Origin of the sequence: Kitasatospora sp. NPDC059673 (genome assembly GCF_042734215.1) — a bacterium.
In the GTDB taxonomy this organism is placed as follows: domain Bacteria; phylum Actinomycetota; class Actinomycetes; order Streptomycetales; family Streptomycetaceae; genus Kitasatospora.
Map to the genome: position 1 here is coordinate 57,000 of NZ_JBHWEN010000031.1, position 24,068 is coordinate 81,067.

23 protein-coding genes are annotated in these 24,068 nt (G+C 71.7%); 20 read left to right on the plus strand and 3 right to left on the minus strand.

From position 1 onward, the window contains the following. The first annotated feature begins 121 nt into the window (after positions 1–121). Entirely contained in the window at positions 122–700 is a 579-nt protein-coding gene (locus ACFV18_RS28620) for an XRE family transcriptional regulator (RefSeq protein ID WP_380488091.1), read from the plus strand. Positions 701–826: 126 nt separating this feature from the next. Here ACFV18_RS28620 and rpmG read toward each other — a convergent pair whose 3' ends face one another. After that, on the minus strand, positions 827–991 hold the full coding sequence (rpmG, locus tag ACFV18_RS28625; RefSeq protein WP_380488094.1) for a 50S ribosomal protein L33: 165 nt from the start codon (positions 989–991) through the stop codon (positions 827–829). Positions 992–1,125: 134 nt separating this feature from the next. Here rpmG and ACFV18_RS28630 point away from each other — a divergent pair, with 134 nt between their 5' ends. The 4 genes from ACFV18_RS28630 to ACFV18_RS28645 all read left to right on the plus strand — a co-directional run bounded on the left by ACFV18_RS28630 (position 1,126) and on the right by ACFV18_RS28645 (position 4,239). Beyond that, on the plus strand, positions 1,126–2,232 hold the full coding sequence (locus ACFV18_RS28630) for an aminopeptidase P family protein (RefSeq protein WP_380488096.1): 1,107 nt from the start codon (positions 1,126–1,128) through the stop codon (positions 2,230–2,232). A gap of 69 nt (positions 2,233–2,301) precedes the next feature. Continuing rightward, positions 2,302–2,865 carry an elongation factor P gene (efp, locus tag ACFV18_RS28635; protein WP_035859967.1) on the plus strand — a complete coding sequence of 188 codons (564 nt, stop codon included), beginning with the start codon at positions 2,302–2,304 and terminating at the stop codon, positions 2,863–2,865. Between the two features lie 2 nt (positions 2,866–2,867). Then, a complete protein-coding gene (gene nusB / locus ACFV18_RS28640) occupies positions 2,868–3,305 on the plus strand; it encodes a transcription antitermination factor NusB (protein ID WP_380488099.1) in 438 nt (145 codons plus the stop codon). A gap of 112 nt (positions 3,306–3,417) precedes the next feature. Beyond that, complete coding sequence (locus ACFV18_RS28645; protein WP_380488102.1) at positions 3,418–4,239, plus strand: thioesterase family protein; 822 nt, start codon at positions 3,418–3,420, stop codon at positions 4,237–4,239. Positions 4,240–4,261: 22 nt separating this feature from the next. On the opposite strand, the gene ACFV18_RS28650 is transcribed toward ACFV18_RS28645, so the two are convergent. Then, positions 4,262–5,326 carry a 2,3-butanediol dehydrogenase gene (locus ACFV18_RS28650; protein WP_380488104.1) on the minus strand — a complete coding sequence of 355 codons (1,065 nt, stop codon included), beginning with the start codon at positions 5,324–5,326 and terminating at the stop codon, positions 4,262–4,264. Between the two features lie 288 nt (positions 5,327–5,614). Between ACFV18_RS28650 and ACFV18_RS28655 the strand changes: the two genes are divergently transcribed. Further along, positions 5,615–6,499: a hypothetical protein gene (locus ACFV18_RS28655; protein ID WP_380488106.1), complete on the plus strand. Its 885-nt coding sequence runs from the start codon at positions 5,615–5,617 to the stop codon at positions 6,497–6,499. Positions 6,500–6,586: 87 nt separating this feature from the next. Here ACFV18_RS28655 and ACFV18_RS28660 read toward each other — a convergent pair whose 3' ends face one another. After that, entirely contained in the window at positions 6,587–7,090 is a 504-nt protein-coding gene (locus tag ACFV18_RS28660; protein ID WP_380488108.1) for a transcriptional regulator, read from the minus strand. A 261-nt stretch (positions 7,091–7,351) separates the two neighbouring features. Here ACFV18_RS28660 and pyrR point away from each other — a divergent pair, with 261 nt between their 5' ends. The 14 genes from pyrR (at position 7,352) to ACFV18_RS28730 (ending at position 23,916) form a co-directional block, all read left to right on the plus strand. After that, the gene (gene pyrR / locus ACFV18_RS28665) at positions 7,352–7,963 is read left to right on the plus strand and encodes a bifunctional pyr operon transcriptional regulator/uracil phosphoribosyltransferase PyrR (protein ID WP_380488110.1); all 612 of its coding nucleotides are present in this window, start codon (positions 7,352–7,354) and stop codon (positions 7,961–7,963) included. A 6-nt stretch (positions 7,964–7,969) separates the two neighbouring features. Further along, the gene (locus ACFV18_RS28670) at positions 7,970–8,962 is read left to right on the plus strand and encodes an aspartate carbamoyltransferase catalytic subunit (protein WP_380488112.1); all 993 of its coding nucleotides are present in this window, start codon (positions 7,970–7,972) and stop codon (positions 8,960–8,962) included. Next, positions 8,959–10,251, plus strand: coding sequence for a dihydroorotase (locus tag ACFV18_RS28675; RefSeq protein WP_380488114.1), 1,293 nt, complete (start codon positions 8,959–8,961; stop codon positions 10,249–10,251). Before ACFV18_RS28670 ends, ACFV18_RS28675 begins: the two co-directional genes overlap by 4 nt. Beyond that, a complete protein-coding gene (locus tag ACFV18_RS28680) occupies positions 10,251–10,808 on the plus strand; it encodes a hypothetical protein (protein WP_380488115.1) in 558 nt (185 codons plus the stop codon). The genes ACFV18_RS28675 and ACFV18_RS28680 overlap by 1 nt, the downstream gene beginning before the upstream one ends. Beyond that, positions 10,805–11,995, plus strand: coding sequence for a glutamine-hydrolyzing carbamoyl-phosphate synthase small subunit (gene carA / locus ACFV18_RS28685; protein ID WP_380488117.1), 1,191 nt, complete (start codon positions 10,805–10,807; stop codon positions 11,993–11,995). The genes ACFV18_RS28680 and carA overlap by 4 nt, the downstream gene beginning before the upstream one ends. Continuing rightward, entirely contained in the window at positions 11,988–15,305 is a 3,318-nt protein-coding gene (gene carB, locus ACFV18_RS28690; protein WP_380488120.1) for a carbamoyl-phosphate synthase large subunit, read from the plus strand. The genes carA and carB overlap by 8 nt, the downstream gene beginning before the upstream one ends. Positions 15,306–15,397: 92 nt before the next feature. Then, positions 15,398–16,495, plus strand: coding sequence for a quinone-dependent dihydroorotate dehydrogenase (locus ACFV18_RS28695; protein WP_380488122.1), 1,098 nt, complete (start codon positions 15,398–15,400; stop codon positions 16,493–16,495). Positions 16,496–16,542: 47 nt separating this feature from the next. Continuing rightward, positions 16,543–17,382 (plus strand): orotidine-5'-phosphate decarboxylase, encoded by an 840-nt coding sequence (pyrF, locus tag ACFV18_RS28700; protein WP_380488124.1) that lies wholly within the window; start codon positions 16,543–16,545, stop codon positions 17,380–17,382. Between the two features lie 229 nt (positions 17,383–17,611). Further along, positions 17,612–17,938 (plus strand): integration host factor, actinobacterial type, encoded by a 327-nt coding sequence (gene mihF / locus ACFV18_RS28705; RefSeq protein WP_030459182.1) that lies wholly within the window; start codon positions 17,612–17,614, stop codon positions 17,936–17,938. 48 nt (positions 17,939–17,986) lie between these two features. After that, a complete protein-coding gene (gmk, locus tag ACFV18_RS28710) occupies positions 17,987–18,544 on the plus strand; it encodes a guanylate kinase (RefSeq protein ID WP_380488127.1) in 558 nt (185 codons plus the stop codon). 52 nt (positions 18,545–18,596) lie between these two features. Beyond that, complete coding sequence (gene rpoZ, locus ACFV18_RS28715; RefSeq protein ID WP_033258145.1) at positions 18,597–18,863, plus strand: DNA-directed RNA polymerase subunit omega; 267 nt, start codon at positions 18,597–18,599, stop codon at positions 18,861–18,863. A 167-nt stretch (positions 18,864–19,030) separates the two neighbouring features. Next, a complete protein-coding gene (gene coaBC / locus ACFV18_RS28720) occupies positions 19,031–20,257 on the plus strand; it encodes a bifunctional phosphopantothenoylcysteine decarboxylase/phosphopantothenate--cysteine ligase CoaBC (RefSeq protein WP_380488130.1) in 1,227 nt (408 codons plus the stop codon). A gap of 236 nt (positions 20,258–20,493) precedes the next feature. After that, a complete protein-coding gene (gene metK / locus ACFV18_RS28725) occupies positions 20,494–21,705 on the plus strand; it encodes a methionine adenosyltransferase (protein WP_380488132.1) in 1,212 nt (403 codons plus the stop codon). Positions 21,706–21,819: 114 nt separating this feature from the next. Then, on the plus strand, positions 21,820–23,916 hold the full coding sequence (locus ACFV18_RS28730; protein WP_380488134.1) for a primosomal protein N': 2,097 nt from the start codon (positions 21,820–21,822) through the stop codon (positions 23,914–23,916). Positions 23,917–24,068: the final 152 nt, after the last annotated feature.

A 24,068-nucleotide genomic window follows, 5' to 3' on the forward strand; every position in this document is an offset into this window, starting at 1 on the left:
GCGTCGGGCGGGGAGCGGGGGGCAGCATGATGGACTCCGCAGTACAGTCGGTGGATCTGTCCTGCCGCCGCAGCATAGTTCAACCAACTGAACCGACCCAACTAAAATATTGGACTCAAGCGTGCCGGAACCCGATCTCGTCACCCAGGCCCTCGCCCGCAACCTCAAGCGGCTGCGCACCGAGCGCGGCCACACCCTGGACGCCCTCGCGGCCCGCTCCGGCGTCAGTCGCGGCATGGTGGTCCAGATCGAGCAGGCCCGCACCAACCCCAGTGTCGGCACCGTGGTCCGGCTCGCCGACGCCCTCGGCGTCTCGATCGCCCGACTGCTCGACTACGACGAGACCTCGGTGGTGCGGATCATCCCCGCCGAGGAGGCCGTGCGGCTGTGGAGCGGCCCGGAGGGCGGCAGCGGCATCCTGCTGAACGGCATCGAGGCCCCCGGCCCGCTGGAGCTGTGGACCTGGCACCTGCGGCCCGGCGAGACCCACGCCTCCGACCCGCACCCGGCCGGCACCGTCGAGATCGCCCGGATCGACGAGGGCGAACTCACCCTGGTCCTCGACGGCCGCGCCCACCTCATCCCGGCCGGCTCCACCGCCTCCTACGAGGCCGGCACCGCCCACAGCTATCGCAACGAGGGCACCACCGACTGCCGCCTCACCCTGGTGGTCTCCGTCCCGGCGCCGGCCGGCAAGTGACACCGGGCAAGTGCCACCGGCCCAGCGGCGCCGGGCAAGCGACACCCGGCAGGTGGCGCCCGGCGGTTGAGCACGGCGAAGGGCCCCGGGAGTTCGCCGACTCCCGGGGCCCTCGCACGCCGGTGCTCAGCGGGTCTCGCGGAACTCCACGTGCCGCCCCGCCACCGGGTCGAACTTCCGCAGGGCGATCCGGTCGGGGTTGTTCCGCCGGTTCTTGCGAGTCACGTAGCTGAAGCCCGTCCCCGCCGTGGACCGGAGCGTGATCACCGGTCGCAGCTCGCTGCGCGCCATCTCGAACCTCCCAATCCCGGCAACGATTGCCGTTTTCAGGTGGCCACAACGCTTCCCCGGCCCGTCGCATTCCCGCCCACGATCGGGCCCGTCCCGACGGGCGGCCCCCCGGAGCGGTTCGTAGGCTCGGAGACATGTCCGACGCGCACGCCGCCCGACGCGAACGCCTCCGCGAGTACTGCAGCGCCTCCGGAGCCGATGCCGCGCTGATCACGCGCGCCGCCAACGTCCGCTACCTCGCGGGCTGTCCGCCGTGCGGCGCCGCGCTGCTGCTCACCCGCGAGCGCGCGGTGCTGGCGCTGCCGCAGGACGTGCCGCCCGAGGAGTCCGTCGAGCGCGAGGTGGACGAGGAGGTGGCGCGGCTGTCGGCGCCCGCCGAGACGGATGCCGCGGTCGCCGCCGCCGAGGCCGCCGCCCGGCTGCGGGTGCGGGACCTCGCCGTCGAGGAGCACGACCTGACGGTCGCCCGGCACCGCGCGGTCGCCCGCGAGGCCGAGCCCGCCCGGCTGCTCGACCTGGACCGGGCGGTGGAGCGGCTGCGGGTGGTCAAGGACGAGCACGAGCTCGCCGACCTGCGGATCGCCGCCGAGATCGCCGACCAGGCGCTCGGCGAGCTGCTCGAATCGATCCTGGTCGGCCGCACCGAACGCCACCTGGCGATGGAACTGGAGCGCCGGATGATCGACCACGGCGCCGACCGGGCCGCCTTCCCGGTCTCGGTCGGCACCGGCAGCCATTCCGGCCTGGAGCGCCACCAGCCCACCGACCGCCGGGTCGAGGAGGGCGACTTCCTCACCGTCGCCCTGGGCGCGCAGTACCGCGGCTACGGCATCTCGACCGCCCGCACCTTCGTGATCGGGGCCGCCCCCGCGTCCTGGCAGGTCGAGTTGCACCGCCTGGTCTTCCGGGCCCAGCGGGCCGGCCGGGAGGCGCTCGGGCCGGGCGTCGAGCAGCACGTCCCGGACGATGCGGCCCGGTCGATCCTGCAGGCCGCGGGCCACGGCGAGCACGCCGTCCACCCGCTCGGGCACGGCATCGGCCTGGAGATCAGGGAGGCTCCGCGCCTCGGGCCCGCCGACATGGGTAAACTGGACAATCGCGTGCCGGTCACCGTCGGTCCAGGAGTGCATCTCCCGGGTCGCGGCGGTGTCCGGATCGAGGACACGCTCGTGGTGCGGCCTCCCGAGGAGGGCGGGCCCGAGCTGCTCACCATCACCACCAAGGAGCTCCTCGCGCTGTAGCCCGACGGGCCGCGGCGGCGCTCTGCTTGGTGTTCTTTGACAGCGGACATATCAGGAGTAAGTGCGCCCGTGGCTACCACGAACGATCTCAAGAACGGCATGGTCCTCAAGCTGGACGGCGGCAAGCTCTGGTCCGTCGTCGAGTTCCAGCACGTCAAGCCCGGCAAGGGCCCGGCCTTCGTGCGCACCAAGCTGAAGGAGGTCCTCACCGGCAAGGTCGTCGAGAAGACCTTCAACGCGGGCATCAAGGTCGAGACCGCCAACGTCGACAAGCGGACCATGCAGTACTCCTACCGCGACGGCGACGCGTTCATCTTCATGGACATGGACACCTACGACCAGGTTCCGGTCGACTCCGCCACCGTCGGCGACGCCGCCAAGTACCTGCTGGAGGGCTTCGAGGCCCTGGTCGCGCAGAACGAGGGCGTCCCGCTGTACATCGAGCTCCCCGCCGCGGTCGAGCTGGTCATCTCCGAGACCGAGCCGGGCCTGCAGGGCGACCGCTCCACCGGTGGCACCAAGCCCGCCACCCTGGAGACCGGCGCCGAGATCCAGGTGCCGCTGTTCGTCACCACCGGCGAGAAGGTCAAGGTCGACACCCGCGACGGCAGCTACCTCGGCCGGGTCAAGTAATCGTGGCCGCTGCTCGCAGCAAGGCCCGCACCCGGGCCTTCCAGATCCTGTTCGAGGCGGACCACCGCGGCGTGGCCCCCGAGCGGGTGCTCGCCGACTGGATCGCGCGGGCGCGCGACCCCCGTCCGGACGAGGGCATTCCGCAGGTCGCGGAGTACACCATGCAGCTGGTCGAGGGCTACGCGCAGCACGCGCGCACCATCGACGACCTGATCTCCACCTACGCGGTGGGCTGGACGCTCGACCGGATGCCGATCGCCGACCGCAACGTGCTCCGGCTCGGCACCTACGAGCTGATCTGGGAGGACGGCACCCCCGACGCGGTCGTCCTGGACGAGGCCGTCGAGATCGCCAAGGAGTACTCCACGGACGAGTCGCCGGCCTTCGTGAACGGCCTGCTCGCCCGCTTCCTGGAGCTCAAGCCGACCATTCGTCGCTGAGCCCCGTACTGCCTGTTCGAAGGCCGTCGGACCTGTTGGTCCGGCGGCCTTCGCGCGTAAGCTACCGGCAAGTAATGTGTTTTGGCGTCTGCACGAAAGGGCGGCCTCAGCCATGCCGGAGACCACCAGCGAGTTCGACCGGGGCATCGCGCTCACCCCGCACCCCGACGAGCCCGGCCGCTACGACGGCGAACTCGGCGACGGCTGGCAGATCGGCGGCGGCGTCAACGGCGGACTGCTGCTCGCCTTCGCCGCGCACGCCCTCGCCCTGGAGGCCGGGCCCGGCCACCCGCACCCGCTGACCGTCAGCGGCACCTACGTCTCGCCGTCCCGCCCCGGCCCGGCCACCGTCCGCACCGAGATCATGCGCCGCGGCCGCACCCTGGCCACCGGCAGCGCGATCCTCTCCCAGGACGGCGAGGAGCGGCTGCGGGTCACCGCCGCCTTCACCGACCTCGCCACCCTCGACGGCGAGGTCGCCACCACCGCCCTGCCGCCCGTGATGCCCGCCCCCGAGCAGTGCATAGGGATCGAGCACGCGCCCAGGGAACTCATCGCCCAGGCCGCCCTGCTGGAGCGCCTCGACCTGCGCCTGGACCCGGCCACCGTCGGCTGGGCGCTCGGCCGGCCGTCCAAGGAGGGCCGCATCCAGGGCTGGTTCCGGCTCGCCGACGGCCGCGCCGCCGACCCGCTCTCGCTGCTGCTCACCGCCGACGCGCTGCCCCCGGTCACCTTCGACCTGGGCCGCCCCGGCTGGGCCCCCACCATCGAACTGACCGTCCACCTGCGGGCGTTGCCCGCCGACGGCTGGCTGCGGGTCTCGCACGCCACCCGCAACCTGGCCGGCGGCTACTTCGAGGAGGACTGCGAGATCTGGGACGAGGACGGCCGCCTGGTCGCCCAGTCCCGCCAGCTCGCCAAGACCCCGCGCTGACCGGGGGCCGGCTCGGGGCAGGTCAGCGGCGGGGGTCGACCAGGATCTTGACGGCCGTCTCGTTGTGGTGGATGAGGGTCTCGAAGCCTTCGGTGACGAGGTGGTCCAGCCCGATCGTCTTGGTGATGAACGGCGCCAGGTCGATCCGTCCCTCCTGCACCAGCTTGATGGTCTGCGGGTGGGAGTTGACGTAGGCGATGGTGCCGCGCAGATCGACCTCCTTGAGGACGAGCTTCTGCATGTCGAGCGACGCCGGCTTGCCCCAGATCGAGATGACGGTGATCACCCCACCCGGCTTGATCGCGTCGAACAGCGTGTCGAGGACGGCGTTCACGGACGTCGCCTCGAACGCGACGTCCGCGCCCCGGCCCGCGGTGAGGCGGCGGACCTCCTCGACGACATCGGTGGCGGCCGGGTCGATGACGTGGTCGGCGGCCCTGGAGTCCAGCGCCTTCTGCCGGCGCAGCGAGCTGAGTTCGGAGACCGCGACCTCGACGCCCATCGCCTTGAGCACCGCGCAGGTGAGCAGCCCGATCGGTCCGGCGCCGCCGACCAGGGCGAAGTCGCCGGCCTTCGCGCCCGAGCGCTGGAACGCGTGGTACCCGACCGACAGCGGCTCGATCAGGGCCGCCTGGTCCAGTGGGAGGTCGCCGACCGGGTGCACCCACCGGCGCTCGACGACGATCTTCTCGGCGAGTCCGCCACCGCGCCCGGCCAGGCCGATGAAGTTCATGTCGGGCGACAGGTGGTAGACCGGGTTGCCCTCGCCGGTGTCGACGTCGGGGCGCAGGATGTAGGGCTCGACGACGACGCGGTCGCCCGGCTTCAGGTCGTCGACGCCCTCGCCCACCGTGTACACGACGCCGGACATCTCATGTCCGAGCGTCACGGGGGCACTCTCGCCCGAGACCGGGTGCGGGTGGCCGGCGGGCGGGACGAAGATCGGTCCGTCGAGGTATTCGTGCAGGTCGGTGCCGCAGATCCCGCAGTAGGCGACGTCGATGCCCACCGTGCCCGGCCGGACGGCGGGCTCCGCGATGTCTTCGATCCGGATGTCGCCGCGGTCGTAGTAGCGTGCAGCCTTCACTGGAAACCGCTCCTTCGGCTGGTTTCGGCTCACGGCCGCGGCGTCGCGCCCCGTCGTGAGCCGGGGCCCGCCGCAGCGCGGCCCCGTGCGGTCAATAGTCAAAACCTTGCGCCACCGGGCCTGGATCGGCCTCCCGGGCCGCCCGGCGCCCTCCGGCCCCATCTCGGCGGGCCACGCCCCGGACTTGACGGTCAGTTGCAGAGTTGTGACAGCCCGTGTGTGTGGGACGGGTGTGGGAGGGGAGAAGTCGGTCAGCAGTTGCTCGACCGAGATCCCCGGGAGCCACCGATGTCCAGGAACAGCCGCCGGCCGCGCCGTTGCGGTGCCGAGTCCTCGCGCCGCAGCGACGAGGCGTTCGTCACCGGGATCCTGACCGACGAGGCCGACTTCGCCCGGGCGCGGGAGTGGCAGCTCACCGACGCGCCGGACTACGACACCTACCTGCGCGAGACCGCCGGACTGCTGGCCGAGGCGGTGGAGGGGTACGCGACGGTCCGGGCCCGGATGTTCCACCCGGACGACTTCGCGGACTACTGCCTGCTGCACGGCCTCGACCCGGCCGAACAGGCCGCCCGGGACGGCTACCTGGTCAACCCGCCGCTGCAGACCCAGCTGGTCACCTACCGCGGCGAGGAGCTCGCCGACTTCGTGCCCCGCCTGGTCCGGGCCCGCGAGGGCGGCCTGACGCTGCGCCACGCCGACCTGGTGATGGACGGCGCGCTGTGCGCGGCGATGGGGGTACCGGCCGGCCGCCAGGGCTGGGGGAAGGCGGCCGCCGATCCGCGGGTGCGCTGGACGTACCAGCAGGCCTCCGAGGTGTTCCGCCGGGTGCTGGTCGGCGCCGGCTGCGGGGCGTACGAGTTCCGGGTCGCGGTGGACGCCCCCGGCGGGCCGCTGGAGGCGCACGCCCGGGTGCTGCACTGGGAGGACGGTGCGGTCCGGATCAACGACGAGGACCTCGACCTGATCACGGCGGTGCTCTGCGCGGGCCTGTACGGCGAACTGCCCGGCGCCGCGGTGCTGCACGGGACGCAGGGCTCCGGCGCGCTGTGCGGCGAGTACCGGCAGGTCGCCTGGGCCTGGCGCAGCACCGGCTTCGACTGGACGCCGGCCGAACTCGCGGTGCACGGCGTCCCGGCCGGTCCGGGCTTCAGCCTCGGCACCGTGGTCTGAGCATGCGACAGCGGGGCGGGCGGCCGGAGAACCGGCCACCCGCCCCGCTGTGACGTTTCTTCAGAGCGAACGCCCCGAGCGCCGGGATCAGCTCGCGTCGTCCTCGCGGACGGCGCGGCGCGCGTCCGGGTTCAGCACGCCCCAGCTGATCAGCTGCTCGGTGAGGATCGAGGGGGACTGGTCGTAGATGACGGCGAGGGTGCGCAGGTCGTCCTGGCGGATCGAGAGGATCTTGCCGTTGTAGTCACCGCGCTGCGACTGGATGGTCGCGGCGTAGCGCTGCAGCGGGCCGGCCTTCTCGGACGGGACCTGAGTCAGCCGCTCCAGGTCCAGCACCAGGCGCGGCGGCGGCTCGGCCGCGCCGCCCGGGGTGCCGCCGGGCAGCAGCTCCTGCACCGGGACGCCGTAGAAATCGGCCAGCTCGGCGAGGCGCTGCACCGTGACCGCGCGGTCGCCGCGCTCGTAGGAGCCGACCACGACGGCCTTCCAGCGGCCCGTGGACTTCTCCTCCACGCCGTGCAGGGAGAGATTCTGCTGAGTGCGGATCGCCCGGAGCTTGGCCCCGAGCTGCTTTGCATAGTCGCTGGACATGGATCTCCCCGGACGAGATTGCTTCGCGTGCACTGAATGGGAGCGACGAGGCTCGCTGCGGAGCGCGTTCGTAACTCACTGTGAGGTTACGTAGAGTGAGGGTGGCGCGTCAAGCCGAATGGGGCACTCGTGCGAACGTGTGCCGAGCGGGCCGAGATCAGCGCACTGCTACGATGAGCAAGGTTCTGGCTGCGGCCGGAAACCCTTCCCGACATCCTTTAAGACCCGTCCCGTGAGGCGGGGAAGGAGGTCCGCTTCGGCATGACCACACCCAGTTCCGCCCCCCGCGCCCCGCACCAGGTGCTGGACGCCACCGACGTCGCCCGGGTCGTCACCCGGATCGCCCACGAGATCGTGGAACGCGCCAAGGGCGCCGAGGACGTCGTACTCCTGGGCATCCACACCCGCGGTGTCCACCTGGCCCGCCGGCTGCGCGCCAAGCTGAGCCAGATCACCGGCCGGGAGATCCCGTTCGGCACCCTGGACATCACCATGTACCGGGACGACCTGCGGCTGAAGCCCGCCCGGGCCCTGGAGCACACCGAGATCCCCGCCGAGGGCATCGACGGCAAGCTGGTGATCCTGGTCGACGACGTGCTGTTCTCCGGCCGCACCATCCGAGCCGCACTCGACGCGCTCGGCGACATCGGCCGCCCGCGCGCCGTGCAGCTGGCCGTCCTGGTCGACCGCGGGCACCGCGAACTCCCGATCCGCGCCGACTACGTGGGCAAGAACCTGCCCACCTCGCTGCGCGAGGCCGTGCAGGTCCAGCTCTCCGAGACCGACGGCCGCGACGCCGTCCTGCTCGGCGACCGCGACTACGCCGCCCGCTCCTCCCAGGCTCTTGCCGCCGATCCCCAGCTCCCGGAGTAAACCCGCGTGAAGCGCCACCTCGTCTCCGCCGCCGACCTCAGCCGCGACGACGCGCTGCTGATCCTGGACACCGCCGAGGAGCTCGCCCAGCTCTCCGGCCGGGCCGTCAAGAAGCTCCCCACGCTGCGCGGCCGCACCGTCGTCAACCTGTTCTTCGAGGACTCCACCCGCACCAAGACCTCCTTCGAGGTCGCCGAGAAGCGGCTGTCCGCGGACGTCATCAACTTCTCCGCCAAGGGCTCCTCGGTCTCCAAGGGCGAGAGCCTCAAGGACACCGCGCTGACCCTGCAGGCGATGGGCGCCGACGCCGTGGTGATCCGCCACCACGCCTCCGGCGCCGCCGCCCGCCTGGCCGGCTCCGACTGGCTGCACGGCAGCGTGATCAACGCCGGCGACGGCACCCACGAGCACCCCACCCAGGCGCTGCTCGACGCGTTCACCATGCGCCGCCACCTCAACCCCGGCCCCGGCCGCGACCTGGCCGGCCGGAAGATCGCCATCGTCGGCGACATCCTGCACAGCCGGGTCGCCCGCTCCAACGTGCACCTGCTGACCACGCTCGGCGCCGAGGTCACCTTCGTCGCCCCGCCGACGCTGCTGCCGATCGGCATCGAAACCTGGCCCTGCCAGGTCTCCTACGACTTGGACGCGGTGCTGCCGAAGGTCGACGCCGTGATGATGCTGCGGGTGCAGCGCGAGCGGATGAACGCCGCGTTCTTCCCCACCGAGCGCGAGTACTCGCGCCGCTACGGCCTGGACGGGCTGCGCCTCGCCACCATGCCGGAGCACGCCATCGTGATGCACCCCGGCCCGATGGTCCGCGGCATGGAGATCACCGCCGACGTCGCCGACTCGCCGCGCTGCACCGTGGTCGAGCAGGTCGCCAACGGCGTCTCGGTCCGGATGGCCGTCCTTTACCTGCTGCTCGGCGGAGCGGTCTTCGCCGATGGCTCAGCCGATGCAGCCCGCACCACCGAAACCCCGGAGGCCGCCCAGTGACCACCTACCTGATCCGCAACGCCCAGATCCTCGGCGGCGCCCCCCAGGACATCCACCTCGTGGACGGCGTGTTCGCCGCGATCGGCGAGAACCTCGACGTGCAGGCCGACATCGAGATCGATGCCACCGGCCTGATCGCCCTGCCCGGCCTGGTCGACCTGCACACCCACCTGCGCGAGCCCGGCCGCGAGGACGCCGAGACGGTGCTGACCGGCACCCAGGCCGCCGCCATGGGCGGGTACACCGCGGTGCACGCGATGGCCAACACCTTCCCGGTCGCCGACACCGCCGGCGTGGTCGAGCAGGTCTGGCGGCTCGGCCAGGAGTACGGCTACTGCGACGTGCAGCCGGTCGGCGCCGTCACCGTCGGCCTGGAGGGCAAGCAGCTCGCCGAGCTCGGCGCGATGCACGACTCCGCCGCCGGGGTGCGGGTGTTCTCCGACGACGGCAAGTGCGTGGACGACGCGGTGATCATGCGCCGCGCGCTGGAGTACGTGAAGGCCTTCGACGGCGTGGTCGCCCAGCACGCCCAGGAACCGCGGCTGACCGCCGGCGCCCAGATGAACGAGGGCCTGGTCTCCGGCGAGCTGGGCCTGGGCGGCTGGCCCGCCGTCGCCGAGGAGTCGATCATCGCCCGGGACGTGCTGCTGGCCGCGCACGTCGGCTCCCGGGTGCACATCTGCCACCTGTCCACGGCCGGCTCGGTGGAGATCGTCCGCTGGGCCAAGGGCAAGGGCTGGAACGTCACCGCCGAGGTCACCCCGCACCACCTGCTGCTCACCGACGAACTCGTCCGCAGCTACGACCCGGTGTACAAGGTCAACCCGCCGCTGCGCACCGCCGCGGACGTCGAGGCGCTGCGCGAGGCGCTGGCCGACGGCACCATCGACGCCGTCGCCACCGACCACGCCCCGCACCCGGCGGAGGACAAGGACTGCGAGTGGGCGGTCGCCGCGATGGGCATGGTCGGCCTGGAGACCGCGCTGTCGGTCGTGCAGCAGACCATGGTCGAGACCGGCCTGCTGAACTGGGAGGGCGTCGCGGACCGGATGTCGCACCGCCCGGCCCGGATCGGGCGGCTGACCGGCCACGGACGTCCGGTCTCGGTGGGTGAGCCCGCCAACCTGGTGCTCTTCGATCCCGCGTACCGTGGTGTCGTGAACCCCGACACCTTCGCCACCCGTTCCCGCAACAGCCCCTACAAGGGCATGGACCTGCCCGGACGGGTGCACGCCACCTTCCTGCGCGGCGAGGCCACCGTCCTCGCGGGCGAACTGGTCGAGCGCTGATGCTGCTCGCCACCGAGAAGGGCCACGTGACCGACTGGCCCGGATACATCGGTGCGACGGTCGGCCTGCTGATCCTGATCGCGCTGGTGTACTGGCTGATGCGCCAGGGCTGGAACTGGCGCCGGACCACACAGTCCGACCTGCCGGAACTGCCCGCGGTGCCCGCGCAGCCGGGTGAGGCCCTGCTGGCCGGCCCCGGCCGGTACCACGGCTCCACCACCGCCGGGAACTGGCTGGACCGGGTCGTCGCGCACGGCCTGGGCACCCGCAGCCTGGCCGAGCTCACCCTCACCGAGCAGGGCCTGCTGGCCCGCCGCCCCGGCGCGGACGACCTGTGGATCCCCGCCGAGGCGCTCACCGGCGCCCGCACCGACTCCGGCATCGCTGGCAAGGTGGTCCCCTCGGGCCTGCTGGTGATCGGCTGGACCGTCGGGGAGCGGGAGTTGGAAAGCGGTTTCCGGTTGGACGCCGCCGCCGAGCACGACGCCTGGGTCGAGGCCGTCGAGGCACTGGTAACACGTACGAGCACGAAGAAGACGGAAGAGGCCGCGACATGACCGCACCTGCCCCCACCACGCAGCGCACCAGGCGGGAGCGAGTGCCCGCCGTGCTCGTCCTGGAGGACGGCCGGACCTTCCGCGGCCAGGCCTACGGCGCGGTCGGCGAGACCTTCGGCGAGGCGGTCTTCAACACCGGCATGTCCGGCTACCAGGAGACCCTGACCGACCCGTCGTACCACCGCCAGGTGGTCGTGATGACGGCCCCGCAGATCGGCAACACCGGCTGGAACGACGAGGACGACGAGTCGCAGCAGATCTGGGTGGCCGGCTACGTGGTCCGCGACCCCTCCCGGGTCGCCTCCAACTGGCGCGCCAAGCGCTCGCTGGACGAGGAACTGGAGCGCCAGGGCGTCGTCGGCATCAGCGGGATCGACACCCGCGCGCTCACCCGCCACCTGCGCGAGCGCGGCGCGATGCGGGTCGGCATCTTCTCCGGCCCGGCCGTGCAGGACCAGGCCACGCTGCTGGCCAAGGTGCAGCAGGCCCCCGAGATGAAGGGCGCCGACCTGTGCGCCGAGGTCGCCACCAAGGAGACCTACGTCGTCCCCGCGATCGGTGAGAAGAAGTTCACCGTTGCCGCCCTCGACCTCGGCATCAAGGGCATGACCCCGCAGCGGATGGCCGAGCGCGGCATCGAGGTGCACGTGCTGCCGGCCAACTCCACCGCCGAGGACATCTACGCGGTGCAGCCCGACGGCGTGTTCTTCTCCAACGGCCCGGGCGACCCGGCCACCGCCGACCGGCAGGTCGAGGTGCTGCGCGAGGTGCTGGCCAAGAAGACCCCGTTCTTCGGCATCTGCTTCGGCAACCAGATCCTCGGCCGGGCCCTCGGGTTCGGCACCTACAAGCTCAAGTACGGCCACCGCGGCATCAACCAGCCGGTGCAGGACCGCACCACCGGCAAGGTCGAGGTGACCGCCCACAACCACGGCTTCGCCGTGAACGCGCCGCTGGACAAGGTGAGCGACACCCCCTTCGGGCGGGTCGAGGTCTCCCACGTCTGCCTCAACGACGACGTGGTCGAGGGCCTGCAGGCACTCGACATTCCCGCCTTCAGCGTGCAGTACCACCCCGAAGCGGCAGCCGGCCCGCACGACGCCGCCTACCTCTTCGACCGTTTCGTCGAGCTCATGCGAGACGACATCAAGCACAGCGTGAGCATCATGGAGGCCCAGCGTGCCTAAGCGCACCGACATCAAGTCCGTCCTGGTGATCGGCTCCGGCCCCATCGTCATCGGCCAGGCGGCGGAGTTCGACTACTCGGGTACGCAGGCCTGCCGGGTGCTCAAGGCCGAGGGGCTGCGGGTCATCCTGGTCAACTCCAACCCGGCGACCATCATGACCGACCCGGAGATCGCCGACGCCACCTACGTCGAGCCGATCACCCCGGAGTTCGTCGAGAAGATCATCGCCAAGGAGCGCCCCGACGCGCTGCTGCCCACCCTCGGTGGCCAGACCGCGCTGAACACCGCGATCTCCCTGCACAAGGCCGGCACCCTCGACAAGTACGACGTCGAGCTGATCGGCGCCGACGTCGAGGCGATCAACAAGGGCGAGGACCGCGAGCTGTTCAAGGGCGTGGTCGAGGCCGTCAACGCCAAGATCGGCCACGGCGAGTCCGCCCGCTCGGTGATCTGCCACTCCATGGAGGACGTGCTCGCCGGCGTCGAGACCCTCGGCGGCTACCCGGTCGTGGTCCGCCCGTCCTTCACCATGGGCGGCGCCGGCTCCGGCTTCGCGCACGACGAGGAGGACCTGCGCCGCATCGCCGGCCAGGGCCTGGCCCTCTCGCCGACCACCGAGGTGCTCCTGGAGGAGTCCATCCTCGGCTGGAAGGAGTACGAGCTGGAGCTGATGCGCGACAAGCACGACAACGTCGTGGTGGTCTGCTCGATCGAGAACTTCGACCCGATGGGCGTGCACACCGGTGACTCGATCACCGTCGCCCCGGCGATGACGCTCACCGACCGCGAGTACCAGATCCTGCGTGACATCGGCATCGCCGTGATCCGCGAGGTCGGCGTGGACACCGGCGGCTGCAACATCCAGTTCGCCGTCAACCCCGTCGACGGCCGGGTCATCGTCATCGAGATGAACCCGCGCGTGTCGCGGTCCTCCGCGCTGGCGTCGAAGGCCACCGGCTTCCCGATCGCCAAGATCGCCGCCAAGCTGGCCGTCGGCTACACGCTGGACGAGATCCCCAACGACATCACCGAGCAGACCCCGGCCTCCTTCGAGCCGACGCTCGACTACGTGGTCGTCAAGGTCCCGCGGTTCGCGTTCGAGAAGTTCCCGTCCGCCGACGCCACGCTGACCACCACCATGAAGTCGGTCGGCGAGGCCATGGCGATGGGCCGCAACTTCCCCGAGGCGCTGAACAAGGCGCTGCGCTCGCTGGAGAAGAAGGGCTCCCAGTTCACCTGGGTCGGGGAGGTGGGGGGCGGCAAGAGCAAGGACGAGCTGCTGGCGAAGGCCCAGATCCCCACCGACGGCCGGATCAACACCGTCATGGAGGCGATCCGGGCCGGCGCCACCCCCGAGGAGGTGTTCGCCGCCACCAAGATCGACCCGTGGTTCGTCGACCAGCTCTTCCTGATCAACGAGATCGCCGTCGAACTCGCCGAGGGCGACAAGCTCGACCCCGAGCTGCTGCGCCACGCCAAGCGGCACGGCTTCTCCGACCAGCAGATCGGCGAGATCCGCGGCCTGAAGGCCGACGTGGTCCGCGAGGTGCGGCACGCGCTCGGCATCCGCCCGGTGTTCAAGACCGTCGACACCTGCGCCGCCGAATTCGCCGCCAGGACCCCGTACTTCTACTCGTCCTACGACGAGGAGAACGAGGTCGCGCCGCGCACCAAGCCCGCCGTGATCATCCTGGGCTCCGGCCCGAACCGGATCGGCCAGGGCATCGAGTTCGACTACTCCTGCGTGCACGCCTCCTTCGCGCTCGCCGACGCCGGGTACGAGACCGTGATGGTCAACTGCAACCCGGAAACCGTCTCCACCGACTACGACACCTCCGACCGGCTGTACTTCGAGCCGCTCACCCTGGAGGACGTGCTGGAGATCGTCCACGCCGAGCAGCAGGCCGGACCGCTGGCCGGCGTCATCGTGCAGCTCGGCGGCCAGACCCCGCTGGGCCTGGCGCAGGCGCTCAAGGACAACGGCGTGCCGGTGGTCGGCACCTCGCCCGAGGCGATCCACCTCGCCGAGGAGCGCGGCGCGTTCGGCCGGGTGCTGAAGGACGCGGGCCTGCCCGCGCCCAAGCACGGCACCGCCTTCTCCTTCGACGAGGCCAAGGCCATCGCCGACGAGATCGGCTACCCCGTGCTGGCCCGCCCGTCCTACGTGCTCGGCGGCCGCGGCATGGAGATCGTCTACGACGAGGCCTCGCTCGCCTCCTACCTGGAGCGGCACGCCGGTCTGATCTCCGAGCACCCCGTGCTGATCGACCGTTTCCTGGACGACGCGGTCGAGATCGACGTGGACGCGCTGTACGACGGCGAGGAGCTGTACCTCGGCGGCGTCATGGAGCACATCGAGGAGGCCGGCATCCACTCCGGCGACTCGGCGTGCGCGCTGCCGCCGATCACCCTCGGCGGCTTCGACATCAAGCGGCTGCGCTCCGCAACCGAGGGCATCGCCAAGGGAGTTGGCGTCCGCGGACTGATCAACATCCAGTTCGCGCTGTCCGGCGACATCCTGTACGTGCTGGAGGCCAACCCGCGCGCCTCCCGCACCGTGCCGTTCACCTCCAAGGCCACCGCCGTGCCGCTGGCCAAGGCCGCCGCCCGGATCTCGCTCGGCGCCACCATCGCCGAGCTGCGCGCCGAGGGCCTGCTGCCCAAGGAGGGCGACGGCGGCACGCTGCCCGCCGACGCGCCGATCTCCGTCAAGGAGGCCGTGATGCCGTGGTCGCGCTTCCGCGACGTGCACGGCCGCGGCGTGGACACCGTGCTCGGCCCCGAGATGCGCTCCACCGGCGAGGTCATGGGCATCGACCGGGTCTTCGGCACCGCCTACGCGAAGTCCCAGACCGGCGGGTACGGCGCCCTGCCCACCAGCGGCAAGGTGTTCGTCTCGGTGGCCAACCGCGACAAGCGCAACCTGGTCTTCCCGGCCCGCGCGCTGGTCGGACTCGGCTTCGAACTGCTCGCCACCACCGGCACCGCCGAGGTCCTGCAGCGGGCCGGCATCCCCGCCACCGTGGTGCGCAAGCACTCCGAGGGCGAGGGCCCGAACGGCGAGAAGACCATCGTCCAGCTGATCCACGAGGGCGGCATCGACCTCATCATCAACACCCCGTACGGCACCGGCGGCCGCATGGACGGCTACGAGATCCGCACCGCCGCGGTCTCCCGCGCCGTCCCCTGCCTGACCACCGTGCAGGCGATGGGCGCGGCCGTGCAGGGCATCGACGCGCTGCACCGCGGCGAGGTCGGCGTGATGTCGCTGCAGGAGCACGCGGCGCTGATCAACTCCGGCCGCAACTAGGCCGACAACCGTGGGGGGCACACCGCACGCCGGGTGCCCCCCACGTCCATGCCCGAGCCCAGCCAGCCGCCCCCTGCCGTCGGAGGACTCACGTGTACAAGCTGCTGTTCAACCTGCTGTTCAAGAAGATGGACCCGGAGAAGGCCCACCACCTGGCGTTCTTCTGGATCCGGCTCGCGCACTCGGTGCCCGGCCTGCGCTCGCTGGTGCGGGCCGTGCTCGCCCCGCGCGACCCCAGGCTGCGCACCACCGCGCTCGGCCTGGACCTGCCCGGCCCGTTCGGCCTCGGCGCCGGCTTCGACAAGAACGGCATCGGCATCGACGGCCTGTCGATGCTCGGCTTCGACTACGTCGAGATCGGCACCGTCACCGGCGAGCCCCAGCCCGGCAACCCGGCGCCGCGCCTGTTCCGCCTGGTCGAGGACCGGGCGCTGATCAACCGGATGGGCTTCAACAACCAGGGCTCCGCCCGGGTCGCCGCCCGCCTGGCCGGCCGCCCGCACACCAGCAACACCCCGGTGATCGGCATCAACATCGGCAAGACCAAGGTCGTCCCCGAGGACGAGGCGACCGCCGACTACCTGAAGAGCGCCAAGGCGCTTGCCCCGTACGCCGACTACCTGGTCGTCAACGTCTCCTCCCCGAACACCCCCGGGCTGCGCAACCTGCAGGCCGTGCAGGTGCTCGGCCCGCTGCTGTGGGACGTCCGCAAGGCCGCCGACGAGGTCACCACCCACCACGTGCCGCTGCTGGTGAAGATCGCCCCCGACCTCGCCGACGAGGACATCGACGAGATCGCCGACATGGCGCTGCACCTCGGCCTGGACGGCATCATCGCCACCAACACCACCATCGGCCGCGAGGGCCTGAAGACCCCCGCCGCGCGGATCGAGGAGATCGGCATGGGCGGCCTGTCCGGCGCCCCGCTCAAGGCCCGCTCGCTGGAGGTGCTGGAGCGGCTGCGGCGACGCACCGAGGGCCGCCTGGCGATCGTCTCGGTCGGCGGCATCGAGACCGCCGAGGACGCCTGGCAGCGCATCCTGGCCGGCGCCGACCTGGTCCAGGGCTACTCCGCGTTCATCTACGAGGGCCCGTTCTGGATGCGCAAGGTCCACAAGGGCCTGTCCGCGCGCCTGCGCGCCGCCGGCTACGCATCGATCGGCGAAGCGGTCGGCAAGGGCATCCGCTAGGGCCTGTCCGCCCGGCGACCACATTCTCAGGACGAGGAAAGACACCGATGACTGACACCACGCCGTTCGGCACCCGCCTGCGGACCGCCCTCGACACCCGCGGCCAGCTCTGCGTCGGCATCGACCCGCACGGCTCGCTGCTCACCGCCTGGGGGCTGAACGACGACCTCGCGGGTCTGGAGAGCTTCTCCCGCACGGTGGTTGAGGCGCTGGCCGACCGGGTCGCCGTGCTGAAGCCGCAGTCGGCGTTCTTCGAGCGCTTCGGCAGCCGCGGCATCGCGGTGCTGGAGCGCACCGTCGCCGAGGCCCGGGAGGCCGGCGCGCTGGTGCTGATGGACGCCAAGCGCGGCGACATCGGCTCCACCATGGCCGCCTACGCGGAGACCTTCCTGTCGCCGGACAGCCCGCTGTTCTCCGACGCGCTCACCGTCAGCCCGTACCTGGGCTTCGGCTCGCTCCAGCCGGCGGTCGAGCTGGCGCACCGGAACGGCTGCGGCCTGTTCGCGCTGGCACTGACCTCCAACCCGGAGGGCCACGAGGTGCAGCGTGCCATCGGCGCGGACGGCGAGAGCGTCGCGCAGGCCGTGCTGCGGCGGCTCGCGGCGGAGAACTCCGGTGCGGCGCCGCTGGGTTCGTTCGGCGCGGTGGTCGGCGCGACGCTCGCCGACGCGGGCGTGGACCTGGCGATCAACGGCCCGCTGCTGGCCCCCGGCGTGGGCGCGCAGGGCGCCACCGCGCAGGACCTGCCGCGGGTGTTCGGCGACCAGGTGCGCAACGTGGTGCCCAGCGTGAGCCGCGATGTGCTGAAGCACGGACCGTCGGTGGCGGCACTGCGACAGGCCGCGCAGGTGTTCGTCGATGATGTGAGGGCCGTCACAAACGCCTGACCCAGGGGTGGCCAACTCGGCTGATTTGCCCGGAAAAGTCCCGGGTCGGCCCCTGCTGACCTGGACTTTTCGTGTTCTTTTCCTGACGCGGCGGCCCAAGTTGGGTAGTGTCCGGCGGTAGGACGCCAGTTGGCGGTGGTTCCGGCCACCGTCGCAGGTCAGAGCCTGTGGCGTCCGGGCACAACCCAGTCATGGCTCATCCCTTCCATCCACACCTGAGGTGAACGGCGTGGCTCTTCCGCCCCTTACTCCCGAACAGCGCACCGCCGCGCTCGCCAAGGCCGCCGAGGCTCGCCGGAAGCGTGCCGACGTCAAGAACCGGCTGAAGCACTCGGGCGCCTCGCTGCACGACGTCATCAAGGCCGGCAAGTCCGACGACGAGGTCATCGGCAAGATGAAGGTCTCCGCGCTGCTGGAGTCCCTGCCGGGTGTCGGCAAGGTCCGCGCCAAGCAGATCATGGAGCGCCTCGGCATCTCCGAGAGCCGTCGTGTGCGGGGTCTCGGTACGAACCAGATCGCTTCCCTGGAGCGGGAGTTCGGCGGCGCCGCCTCCTGAACAGAGGCCGGTGTCGGCGGAACCTCCGCGATCCGGGATAATCGGTACATGAGTGAGCGTCCGCGGCTGACCGTGCTCTCCGGCCCCTCCGGGGTCGGCAAGAGCACGGTCGTCGCTCATATGAGGAAGCAGTTCCCCGAGGTCTGGCTGTCGGTGTCGGCAACGACCCGCCACCCGCGCCCGGGTGAGCGCGACGGAGTGCAGTACCACTTCGTCGACAACGAGCAGTTCGACAAGCTGGTCGCCAACGGCGAACTGCTGGAGTGGGCGGTGTTCGCCGGCAACCGGTACGGGACCCCTCGCCAGGCGGTCACCGACAAGCTCGACAAGGGCGAGCCGGTGCTGCTGGAGATCGACCTCCAGGGCGCCCGGCAGGTCAAGGAGTCGATGCCCGAGGCCCAGTTGGTCTTCCTGGCCCCGCCGAGCTGGGACGAGCTGGTGCGCCGGCTCACCGGCCGCGGCACCGAGTCGCAGGACGTCATCGACGAGCGGCTGGCAGCGGCCCGGGTCGAGCTCGCCGCCGAGGCGGAGTTCGACACGACGCTTGTCAACACCTCCGTCGAGCAGGTAGCGGCCGAACTGCTAGCCTTGCTCGGTGTAGCCTGACCGGATCGGCTGCATCCAGCCAATCCATGAAAACCACTTCGGAAGGTTCAGCGTGTCCTCTTCGATGACCGCGCCCGAGGGCATCATCAACCCGCCGATCGACGAGCTGCTCGAGGCCACCGACTCCAAGTACAGCCTGGTGATCTACGCGGCCAAGCGTGCCCGCCAGATCAACGCGTACTACTCCCAGCTCGGCGAGGGCCTGCTGGAGTACGTCGGCCCGCTGGTCGACACCCACGTGCACGAGAAGCCGCTGTCGATCGCGCTCCGCGAGATCAACGCCGGCCTGCTCACCGCCGAGGCGGTCGAGGGCGTCTGAGCCCCCAGCTGTCCGTTCGAGGGCCCGCCCGATGCCATGCGCATCGGGCGGGCCCTCGGCATGTGGGCGCGTGCGCGCGGGGAGGTGTGCGCGGTGACACGTCGCAGCGGCCCGGCGGCGGGTCGTAAGGTGGGCGGGTTGACCCGTCGTTAGGAGAATCGACCGTCATGACCGCGCCCCGTGTCGTCCTCGGTGTCAGCGGCGGGATCGCCGCGTACAAGGCCTGCGAACTGCTGCGCCGGTTCACCGAGTCCGGGCACCAGGTGCAGGTGGTGCCGACCGCCGCCGCGCTGCACTTCGTCGGTGAGGCGACCTGGGCGGCGCTGTCCGGGCGGCCCGCCGCCACCGAGACCTGGGAGCGGGTGCACGAAGTCCCGCACGTGCGGATCGGGCAGCAGGCCGACCTGGTGGTGGTCGCCCCCGCCACCGCCGACCTGCTCGCCAAGGCCGCGCACGGCCTCGCCGACGACCTGCTCACCAACACCCTGCTGACCGCCCGCTGCCCGGTGGTGTTCGCGCCCGCGATGCACACCGAGATGTGGGAGCACCCCGCCACCCAGGAGAACGTGGCCACGCTGCGCCGGCGCGGCGCGATCGTCATCGAGCCCGCCGTGGGCCGGCTGACCGGCGTGGACACCGGCAAGGGCCGGCTGCCCGACCCGGGTGAGATCTTCGCCGCCTGCCGGCGCGTGCTGACCCGCGGCCCGCTGGAGCAGGACCTGACGGGCCGGCACGTGGTGGTCTCCGCGGGCGGCACCCGGGAGCCGCTGGACCCGGTGCGCTTCCTCGGCAACCGCTCGTCCGGCAAGCAGGGTTACGCGCTGGCCGCCACCGCCGCCGCCCGCGGCGCCAAGGTCACCCTGATCGCCGCGAACACCGCGCTGCCCGACCCGGCCGGGGTGGACGTGGTCCGGGCCGGCACCGCGCTCCAGCTGCGCGACGCGGTGCTGAAGGCCGCGGCCGGGGCGGACGTGGTGGTGATGGCCGCCGCGGTCGCCGACTTCCGGCCCGCCGAGTACGCCACCGGCAAGATCAAGAAGGTGGAGGGGGTCGAGCCCGCGCCGATCGTGCTGGTCCGCAACCCCGACATCCTGGCGGAGATCTCCGCCGACCGGGCCCGCCCCGGACAGCTGGTGGTCGGCTTCGCCGCCGAGACCGACGAGGTGCTCGCCCACGGCCGCGCCAAGCTCGCCCGCAAGGGCTGCGACCTGCTGGTGGTCAACGAGGTCGGCGACGGCAAGGCGTTCGGCCAGGACACCAACAGCGCGGTGCTGCTCGGCGCGGACGGCTCGGAGGTCCACATCGCGGACGGCCCGAAGGAGATGCTGGCCGACGCGATCTGGGACCAGGTCGCCGCCCGACTCGCCGACGGGGCCGCCCGATCCGCCGGTTGAGGTCCACAACGCCCCGAATCGTCCCGGCAGTTGGGACTTGATTCGGGTTGTTCCGGGAGTGTTTCCGCCGGTTTCACCCGCATGTGATCCACATCGCGGACATGTTCGAGCCGCACAGAGAGTGTCCGTGATCGGTAGCCGACCGTTACACTCCACAGCAGGAATCAAGTCTTTCCGGATGCCTCGGGACTTCCGAGCGCATTCAGTCAGCAGCCGCTGCAACCCCAGGGAGCGCTGTGTCTCGCCGCCTGTTCACCTCGGAGTCCGTCACCGAGGGCCACCCCGACAAGATCGCTGACCAGATCAGCGACACCATTCTGGACGCCCTCCTCAAGGACGACCCGACCTCCCGCGTCGCCGTGGAGACCCTGATCACCACCGGCCTGGTGCACATCGCCGGTGAGGTCACCACCAAGGCGTACGCGCCGATCGCCCAGCTCGTCCGCGAGAAGATCCTGGAGATCGGCTACGACTCGTCGAAGAAGGGCTTCGACGGCGCCTCCTGCGGCGTTTCGGTGTCCATCGGCTCGCAGTCCCCGGACATCGCGCAGGGCGTCGACACCGCCCACGAGCACCGGGTCGAGGGCGATGTCGAGGACGAGCTGGACCGGCAGGGCGCCGGCGACCAGGGCCTGATGTTCGGCTACGCCTGCGACGACACCCCCGAGCTGATGCCGCTGCCGATCACCCTCGCGCACCGGCTCTCCCGCCGCCTGACCGAGGTCCGCAAGAACGGGACCATCCCGTACCTGCGCCCCGACGGCAAGACCCAGGTCACCATCGAGTACGACGGCGACCGCGCCGTGCGCCTGGACACCGTCGTGGTCTCCTCGCAGCACGCCTCGGACATCGACCTGGAGTCGCTGCTCACCCCGGACATCCGCGAGTTCGTGGTCGAGCCGGAGCTCAAGGCGCTCGCCGACGAGGGCATCAAGCTGAACACCGAGGGCTACCGCCTGCTGGTCAACCCGACCGGCCGCTTCGAGATCGGCGGCCCGATGGGCGACGCCGGCCTCACCGGTCGCAAGATCATCATCGACACCTACGGCGGCATGGCCCGCCACGGTGGCGGCGCGTTCTCCGGCAAGGACCCGTCCAAGGTCGACCGCTCCGCCGCGTACGCGATGCGCTGGGTGGCGAAGAACATCGTGGCCGCCGGCCTCGCCCGCCGCGCCGAGGTGCAGGTCGCGTACGCGATCGGCAAGGCGGAGCCGGTCGGCCTGTTCGTGGAGACCTTCGGCACCGAGGCCGTTCCGGTGCAGAAGATCCAGGAAGCCGTCAGCAAGGTCTTCGACCTCCGCCCGGCCGCGATCATCCGCGACCTGGACCTGCTGCGCCCGATCTACGCCCAGACCGCCGCGTACGGCCACTTCGGCCGTGAGCTGCCGGACTTCACCTGGGAGCGGGCGGACCGGGTGGACGCGCTGAAGGCCGCTGTCGCCGGCTGAACGCTTTCTTGATCACGCCTGGTCGCGTCTGATCATGCCTGCACGCCTGATCACGCCTGATTGCGCCGCCCGTCGAGGGGTCTTTCCTCGGCGGGCGGCGTCGTCGTTGTGTCGGTGGTGTCCGCTAGGTTTGGGGGCGTGAGCAGCGCGGACGGGGCCGGGGAGCAGTTGGCGTTCATCCGGGAGACGGTGCGCCGGGCGAAGCCCCGGGCTGCGCGCGGGGTCGTCCTGGCGGAGCGGAAGCCGGTGGCCCGGGTGTTGGTCGACAAGGGCGTGCTGAGCCTCGACCAGTACTTCGACTACGCGGTGCCCGAGGCGATGTCCGAGGACGCGCGGCCCGGCGTCCGGGTCCGGGTCCGCTTCGGCGGGCGGGTCGGTGCGCACGGGCGGCGCGAGGGCGGCGCGCTGCACGACGGGTTCATCGTCGAGCGGCGGGACGACTCCGACTATGCGGGCCCGCTGGCGCCGCTGGCACGGGTGCTCTCGCCGGAGGTGGTGCTGACGCCCCGGCTGCTGCGGCTGTGCCGGGCCGTCGCCGACCGCTACGCGGGGACGCTGGCGGACGTGCTGCAGCTGGCGATCCCGCCGCGGCACGCCGGGGCGGAGGGCGAGCCCTCGCCGCGGCCACTGCCGCCGCCCGGGGCTGCGGCGGTGGGGAGCTGGGAGCGGTACGCACACGGGGCGGACTTCCTGGCCTCGCTGGCGGGTGGGCATGCGCCGCGTGCGGTGTGGACGGCGCTGCCCGGGCCGGAGTGGCCGTTCGAGATCGCGCGGGCGGTGGCCGCCACGCTGTCCTCCGGGCGCGGCGCGCTGGTGGTGCTGCCGGACGGGCGTTCGGTGGCGCGGGTGGACGCCGCGCTGCGGGGGGTGCTGGGGGAGGGCCGGCATGCGGTGCTGGCCGCCGAGGCGGGGCCGCAGGAACGTTACCGGCGGTGGCTGTCGGTCAGCCGGGCCTCGGTGCACGCCGCGATCGGGACCCGGGCGGCGGTGTTCGCGCCCGTGCGCGATCTGGGCCTGGTGGTGGTGTGGTCGGACGGCGACAGCAGCCACAGCGATCCCAACGCGCCGTATCCACACGTGCGGGAGGTGGCGTTGCTGCGCGCCGCGGAGGAGGGCGCGGCGATGCTGCTCGGCGGTGTCTCGATGACGGTCGAGGCCGCGCAGTTGGTGCGCAGCGGGTGGGCCCGGCCGTTGGCCGCGCCCCGTGAGGTGGTTCGGCAGGTCGCGCCCCGGGTGCGGACGGTGACCGAGCAGGACCAGGCGCGCGATGCGGCCGCGCAGGCCGCCCGGTTGCCCTCGGTGGCGTGGGAGACGGCGCGGGAGGCGCTGTCGCGCGGGCCGGTGCTGATTCAGGTCCCGCGACGGGGTTACGCGCCCCGGCTGGCGTGCGGGCGCTGCCGCGAGCCGGTGCGGTGTCGCGCGTGCGGGGGCCCGCTGGAGTCTCCGGCGGCGGACGCCGCGCTGGTGTGCGCGTGGTGCGGGACGGAGGAGAGCGACTGGCACTGCCTGGAGTGCGGGTCGTTCCGGCTGCGGGCGCAGGTGGTGGGCGTGCGGCGGACGGCGGAGGAGCTCGGGAAGGCCTTCCCGCGGGTGCCGGTGCGCACGTCCGGGCGGGACGCCGTGCTGGCTTCGGTGCCTTCGTCGCCTGCGCTGGTGATTTCGACGCCTGGCGCGGAGCCGGTGGCGGAGGGGCCCGGGTACGCGGCGGCGCTGCTGCTGGACGGCTGGGCGCTGCTGAACCGTCCGGACCTGCGGGCCGGGGAGGAGACGATGCGGCGGTGGCTGACGGCGGCGTCCCTGGTCCGCCCCGTGAGGGAGGGCGGGACGGTCGTGGTGGTCGCGGAGGCGGCGGCGCGGGCGGTGCAGGCGCTGGTGCGATGGGATCCCGCCGGGCACGCCGGGATGGAGCTCGACGAGCGGGAGGAGCTGCGGTTTCCGCCGGTGTCGCGGATGGCCTCGGTGACGGGGCCTGCGCAGGCGGTCGAGGACCTGTTGGGGCTGGTGCGGCTTCCGGACGGCGCGGACGTGCTCGGGCCGGTGCCAGTCTACGGGGGGCCGAAGGGGGAGACGGCGGAGCGGGCGCTGGTTCGGGTGGCGCCCGGGCAAGGCGCTGCGCTGGCTTCGGCGTTGAAGGCGGCGCAGATTGCTCGGCTGGCGCTGAGGGGGGCGGAGACGGTGCGGATTCGGGTGGATCCGACAGATATCGGCTGACGCGAGCGGAGGGGTGCGGGTTCAGGGGCGCGTGGGGGTACCTCCCGGCCCGCTAGGTGTACTGACCACGGAGGTTGGTGACAGGGCTCACGGCGTGGTGATCTTGAAATGAGTGAGGGCCTTCTGGCCAGGTGTGGATTGCGACATCTTCA